We start from the raw sequence: 5,948 nt of genomic DNA on the forward strand, positions 1-5,948 counted from the left end.
GCGCCGCAGATTAAGGCCTTCCTCGGCAAACTGGATACCTTCATCAGTCAGGTCAACGCACAGCGTGACGACATCAACCACGCCATCGACTCCACCAACAGTTTGCTGGCGTACGCGGCCAAGCGCTCCGATGTGCTGGACCGAGTGTTCACCGACGTCCCGCCGCTGGTCCAGCATTTCGCCGACAAAGATTATCAACAGCGGTTGATCAACGCCATCGACGCCGTCGGCCGACTCAGCGATGAGGTCCAGCAATCGTTGGGCCCCTCGCGGAACAACTTTCATCAGGACCTACAGGGGCTCCAGTGTCCGTTGAAGGAACTGGGCCGTGCCGCACCCGACGTGCTCGGGGCGGTGAAACTTGTCGGCACGCTGCCGTTCGACATCGACGCCGTTCCCAAAGCGTTCCGCGGTGACTTCTACAACTTGTCGCTGACACTGGACTCGACGTTGTCGTCCGTCGACAACGCGTTCCTCACCGGAACGGGGATTTCCGGCTCGTTGCGGGCCCTGGAGCAATCGTTCGGTCGGGATCCGAACACCATGATTCCGGACGTGCGTTACACGCCGAACCCGAACGACGCTCCCGGTGGACCGCTCATCGAAAGGGGGGACCGGAATTGCTGACTCGTGGTATCCGGCGCCAGCTCGTTGTCTTCGGGGCCCTAACCGCCGCCGCGTTAGTGGTGCTTGGCTGGTATTACCTGCGCATCCCAACCTTGATCGGCATCGGCCAGTACACGCTGAATGCGGAGCTGCCCTCCTCGGGCGGGTTGTACGTCACGTCCAACGTGACCTACCGAGGGATCACGATCGGTAAGATCACCGCAGTCGAGCCCACCGAACGCGGTGCCCGGGCCACGATGAGCATCGCCAGTAACTACAAAATCCCGATCGACGCGTCGGCGAACGTGCATTCGGTGTCGGCGGTCGGCGAGCAGTATCTGGACCTTGTTTCGGAGCACAACTCCGGCAAGGTGTTCTCCCCAGGGCAGACCATCACCAAAGCTACGGTGCCCGCGCCGATCGGACCGGCGCTGGATGCTACCAACCGGGCGCTGAGCGTGCTGCCGACGGGCAAGATCGCCGCGCTGCTCGACGAGACCGCCGAGGCGGTCGGCGGTTTGGGACCGTCGCTGAAGCGACTGGTCGACTCGACCCAGGCCATCGTCGGTGGCTTCAAGACCAACATCACGGACGTCAATTCCATCATCCAGAATTCCGAACCGCTGCTCGACAGCCAGGCCGTCTCGAGCAACTCCATCGAGCGGTGGGCGCACAATCTGAATGTCCTCGCGGCTCAGTCGGCGGCGAAAGATCAGAACGTCAAGAATATTCTTTCGAAGGCCGCGCCGACCGCCGACCAGATTAACGCGGTGTTCGGTGACGTCCGGGAAACCCTGCCACAGACACTGGCCAATACCGAGATCGTGCTCGACATGCTCAAGCGGTACAACAAGAACCTCGAACAGGTGCTGGTGTTCTTGCCCGAGGGGGCAGCGTTCGCGCAGACGCTGCTCACCCCGTACCCGGGTCAGGCAGCGCTGGACCTGGGGCTTGCGATCAACTACCCGCCGCCCTGCCTGACCGGGTTCATTCCGGCGAACGAGTGGCGCTCACCGGCAGATGTCAGCCTGCAGCCGTTGCCGGTGGGCAACTACTGCAAGATCCCGTTGGATACCCCGGCCAACTCGGTGCGTGGCGTGCGCAATTCGCCGTGTGTGGACGTTCCGAATAAACGCGCGGCGACCCCGCGCGAGTGTCGTGATCCCAAACCCTACGTGCCATTGGGAACCAACCCGTGGTACGGCGACCCGAACCAAGTTCGCAACTGCCCGGCGCCGGGGGGACGTTGCGATCAGCCGGTCGATCCGGGCCACGTGATCCAGGCGCCATCGGTCAACAACGGTATTAACCCGGCACCTGCCAATCGAGTTGCGGGTACGCCACCCCCGGTCAGCGATCCGCTGCAGCGACCGGGAGCCGGAAGCGTACAGTGCAACGGGCAGCAGCCTAACCCGTGTATTTACACTCCGAGCGGGCCTCCTGCCGCAACCTACAGCCCGCAGAGCGGCGTGGTGGTTGGGCCGGACGGTGTCAACTACTCCGTCGAAAATTCGAAGAAAACGGGAGACGACGGATGGAAGGAGATGCTGGCGCCAGCCAGCTGAGCCCCACCGCCGCCGACGATTCGCCGAAATCTGAGTTCGGCGACGATGAGGTGGAGGCAACGACTGCCGACAACGAGCCGGTCGAGCCGGGCGATGCCGGCGCAATCGATTCGCAAACCGTCGATCGCGCAGCCTCGCGGCTGACTCGTGGCTGGTTGATCGGGATCATTGCGGCGCTGGTGGTGATCAGCGGCGGTCTGGCTGCCGGCGGATACCTGGGCCTGGTGTGGCACCGCGACAGCGAGACCATCGCCCGCGACGACTCTGCGGCAGTCGAAGCGGCGAAAAATTGCCTCGCGGCGACGCAGGCACCAGACATCGACACGATGGCCGCCAGCGAACGGAAGATCATCGACTGTGGCACTGGCGATTATCGCTCGCAGGCCCTGATGTACACCGGATTGCTCGTGCAGGCCTACCAAGCCGCGAATGTCCATGTGCAGGTGTCGGATATGCGCGCGGCGGTCGAGCGCCACAACGACGACGGCTCGATCGATGTGTTGGTCGCAATGCGCGTGAAGATCTCCGATATTGAGGTGCAAAACCACGAGACGGGCTACCGGCTGCGGGTCAGGATGGCACGCGACGAGGGTAGTTACAAGGTTGCCAGACTCGATCAGGTGGCCAAGTGACGGCTGTGGTCAAGGAGCCTGAGGTCGCGACACCGCGGGACGAGGCTTCGCCCAGCAGTCTGGCACCGTGGCGCTTACGCGCGGGAGCGTTGGCTGTCGACGTCCTGCCGGGTGCCGCGGTCATCGCGACAATGGCGGTGGTCGCCCTGACGATGCCATTTCGCAGTTGGTGGTGGTGGGTGTGCGTAGTGGTGGGCGGCTTGGCCAACCTGCTCACGGCAATCAACCGGACGTTGGTGCCGACCATCAACAACAGCCTGGGTCGCACTTTCTTCGGCATCACCGTGGTGCGGCGAGGCGGAAGCGCAGCAGGTCCGTGGCGACTGCTTGCCAGAGACGCCGCGCATCTGATCGACACGGCGGCGGTGATGCTGGGTTGGCTGTGGCCGCTGTGGGACTCCGGACGCCGGACGTTCGCCGACATGCTGCTGCGCACCGAAGCGCGAATGGCCGAACCGGACCGCCAGGCTCGCGACATTCGGCGACTGATCGCGCTGGTGGTGTTGGCTGCCGCGCTGGTGTGCGCCATCGGGTCCGCTGTGAGCTACGTGGCAGTGTATCGGCGTGATCGAGCGGTCGACCGGGCCCGCGCTGAGATCGCCGTCCAGGGACCCAAGATCGTCGAGAAGCTGCTGACCTACGATCCGAAGTCGTTGCACGACGATTTCGCTCGCGCGCTGTCGATGACGACCGACAAATACCGCGGGCAGCTTCTCACCCAACAGCAAATCGTGGAAAAGGCGAACCCGGTTGCCAACGAGTACTGGGTGACAGACAGCGCGATACAGAAAGCCACGCCGACTGAGGCCACGATGCTGCTGTTCATGCAGGGACAGCGAGCCATCCCACCTGCCGGGCGGTACATCAGCGCGACCGTTCGAGTGGTGTTCGCCCGAGCTGCGAACGGCACTTGGCTCGTTGACGACCTCACCCCCCTGACGAAACCGCGACAGGCCGAGGATCAAAAGTGAGTCCGCGGCGGAAGTTTGAGGTTGACGAGCAGCCCTTATTCCGGGGTGTGCCGTCAAAGCCGCCGCGACGGTGGGGACTGACGGTGGCCGTCGCGATCGCTGCCACGGTAATTGCGGGGGCGATCACAGTGTCAAGCCTGGTCTTGGCCAGCCATGAAGCACAACAGCAGCGCGCGTCGCGAGACCGAGTGGTCCTGAGCTATGCCCGGGAATTCATGGCTGGATTCACCTCGCTGGATCCATTTCACGCCAACGACTATGTCAAACGCGTGCTGGCCCAAGCCACCGGCGATTTCGCCAAGCAATACACCGATAACCAGAACGAGATCCTGCTCAGCGTCGCCCGAGCGGAAGCCACTCAGGGCACGGTGCTCGACGCCGGAGTGGACCGGTGGAATGACGACGGCAGTGCCACCTTGCTGGTGGCAACCGCAGTAACCTCAAAATCTCCTGACGGTAAGCAGGAGTTCGAGAACTCGAACCGTTGGGTGTTAACGGCTAAGCAGGAAGGGGGCCAGTGGAAAATCAGCAGTCTGTTGCGGGTGGTGTGAGCGGTGAGATTCTCGACGGCCAGTCCGTGGACAACGCATCTTCTGAAGATCCTAGCGAGGCCGAGGTCGGACAACAGTCATTCTCCAGCGACGAAGCGGCCGAAGACGAGCTGCGCACAGTGGACGACGACGAACCGGTCGCCGTGCAGCGGCCGCGCAAGCGGCTTGCACTCGCGGTAGGGACCGCGATCGCCTTGTTCGTCAGCTCCGCTGCCTTCGCCGGCGCCTTCGTGTGGCCTTACCTGGTGGACCGGGCCACGGTGAGCACCAAAATGCAGATCGCGCGTACCGCCGCCAGCGCGATAACTACGTTGTGGACCTACAACCCCGCTGACATAGACAAGCTGGCCGACCGTGCAACGCAATACCTCAGTGGGGACTTCGGGGCGGATTATCGTAAGTACATCGACAAGATCGCAGCGCCGAGTAAGCAAGCCCAAATCACTAACAGCACGTCGGTGATCGCCGCCGCGGTGGAATCGCTCGACGGGTCCAACGCAGCGGCGCTCGTCTACACGAACACAACTTCGACCAGTCCACTGACGAAAAATATTCCGTCGCTGAAGTATTTCTCCTATCGGCTTGTGCTGCAACGGGATCACGCGCGCTGGCTGGTCACCAAGATGACGACGATCACCTCGCTGGACCTCACGCCCAAGTTCTAGCGGCGATCGCCAGCGCAGCGAAGTTGCGCGCTGCGGGTCGCCGCGCGACAGACTAGTTGAACGCCAGCCAGCCCGGCAGCGAGCGTTCGTGCGCATCGCAGAGCACCTCGTAGGTGTCGCAATTACCCTTGGGCACACCGGCTCCGGCCCACATCCCTCCTGTGTCGCGACGCAGCACGATCGCCGACGAGGTGCCACCGTCCAGTAGCACCGCGGTGTCGCTTCCCAACCCGCGGAACAGGTCCTGGATGTTGTCCGGGGTGTAGCTGCCGCCCTGGAACACATACATCTCGTCGCGCGGCTTGGAGTAGGCCAGCGCGGTGCGGGCCGCGCTCGGCCCGCCGTCGTTGAGCTGACCGGTATTCCCGGGGGCGAGCAACCCCAGGCCGCTCACCGCAGCGAATTGCTCACCGCGATCGACCAGTCCGGTGACGGCCGACGTGGCTGCGTCGTAGTCATGCCCGTCGCGCCCGCCCCGCGGCCACAACACTGACGGCGCACCGTGTTTCGGCAAAACCATGGTGGCCAGCGCGCTCCAGTTCTCGTTGCCGCCGGACAGGCCCTGCTTACCCGCGTAGGGGATGGTGCCGGTGACCGCCTGATTGGCCCTGCCCTGCCCGCGGGTGTTGTCGACGTAGGTGCCCAGCGGCGAACTGCATCCCGTCGAGCGCCAAGAGCCGCCCTTCTGGCCGCGGATATCGAAGAAATTCGCATTGATCGCAATCGTCGGCTTACCCAGCGCCTGCCAGGCCTGGCCTGCCGTATAGGTTTCCGAGGCCTGCATCAGGCCGTCGCCGGTGCGCGCACGCGGGTTGCGCTCACAGCGCGACTGGTAGCCCTGATGGCTGTCCACCAGCAGATGCGGCTCGAGCCGTTGCGACGCGGACTTGATGATCATCAGGTGGCCACCGCCGCCGCCGTCGTACCAGTTGCCGGCGGCGCTGAGCATCGGCGCCGG

7 protein-coding genes are annotated in these 5,948 nt (G+C 63.8%); 6 read left to right on the forward strand and 1 reads right to left on the reverse strand.

Annotation, left to right across the window (positions count from 1 at the left end; all coding sequences use genetic code 11):
• The 6 genes from AC2VOU_RS02705 to AC2VOU_RS02730 form a co-directional block, all read left to right on the forward strand.
• A partial coding sequence (locus tag AC2VOU_RS02705) for an Mce/MlaD family protein (RefSeq protein ID WP_486955973.1) occupies positions 1-627 on the forward strand: 627 nt, incomplete at its 5' end.
• Entirely contained in the window at positions 621-2,171 is a 1,551-nt protein-coding gene (locus AC2VOU_RS02710) for an MCE family protein (RefSeq protein ID WP_486955974.1), read from the forward strand. The genes AC2VOU_RS02705 and AC2VOU_RS02710, both read left to right, overlap by 7 nt.
• Positions 2,141-2,803 (forward strand): hypothetical protein, encoded by a 663-nt coding sequence (locus AC2VOU_RS02715; RefSeq protein ID WP_486955975.1) that lies wholly within the window; start codon positions 2,141-2,143, stop codon positions 2,801-2,803. Before AC2VOU_RS02710 ends, AC2VOU_RS02715 begins: the two co-directional genes overlap by 31 nt.
• A complete protein-coding gene (locus AC2VOU_RS02720) occupies positions 2,800-3,774 on the forward strand; it encodes an RDD family protein (RefSeq protein WP_486955976.1) in 975 nt (324 codons plus the stop codon). The genes AC2VOU_RS02715 and AC2VOU_RS02720 overlap by 4 nt, the downstream gene beginning before the upstream one ends.
• Positions 3,771-4,325 (forward strand): mammalian cell entry protein, encoded by a 555-nt coding sequence (locus tag AC2VOU_RS02725; protein WP_486955977.1) that lies wholly within the window; start codon positions 3,771-3,773, stop codon positions 4,323-4,325. The genes AC2VOU_RS02720 and AC2VOU_RS02725 overlap by 4 nt, the downstream gene beginning before the upstream one ends.
• Positions 4,292-4,990, forward strand: a complete 699-nt coding sequence (locus AC2VOU_RS02730; RefSeq protein ID WP_486955978.1) for a hypothetical protein — start codon at positions 4,292-4,294, stop codon at positions 4,988-4,990. Before AC2VOU_RS02725 ends, AC2VOU_RS02730 begins: the two co-directional genes overlap by 34 nt.
• A gap of 52 nt (positions 4,991-5,042) precedes the next feature.
• Here the strand turns inward: AC2VOU_RS02730 and AC2VOU_RS02735 are convergent.
• On the reverse strand, positions 5,043-5,948 hold a 906-nt coding region (locus AC2VOU_RS02735), incomplete at its 5' end, for a phosphodiester glycosidase family protein (RefSeq protein WP_486955979.1).

This window comes from Mycobacterium sp. TH-M25 (genome assembly GCF_057473665.1).

Excerpts from the sequence above, each read along its gene's own strand:
- AC2VOU_RS02715 (WP_486955975.1), top strand. The coding sequence starts at position 2,141 with ATGGAAGGAGATGCTGGCGCCAGCCAGCTGAGCCCCACCGCCGCCGAC.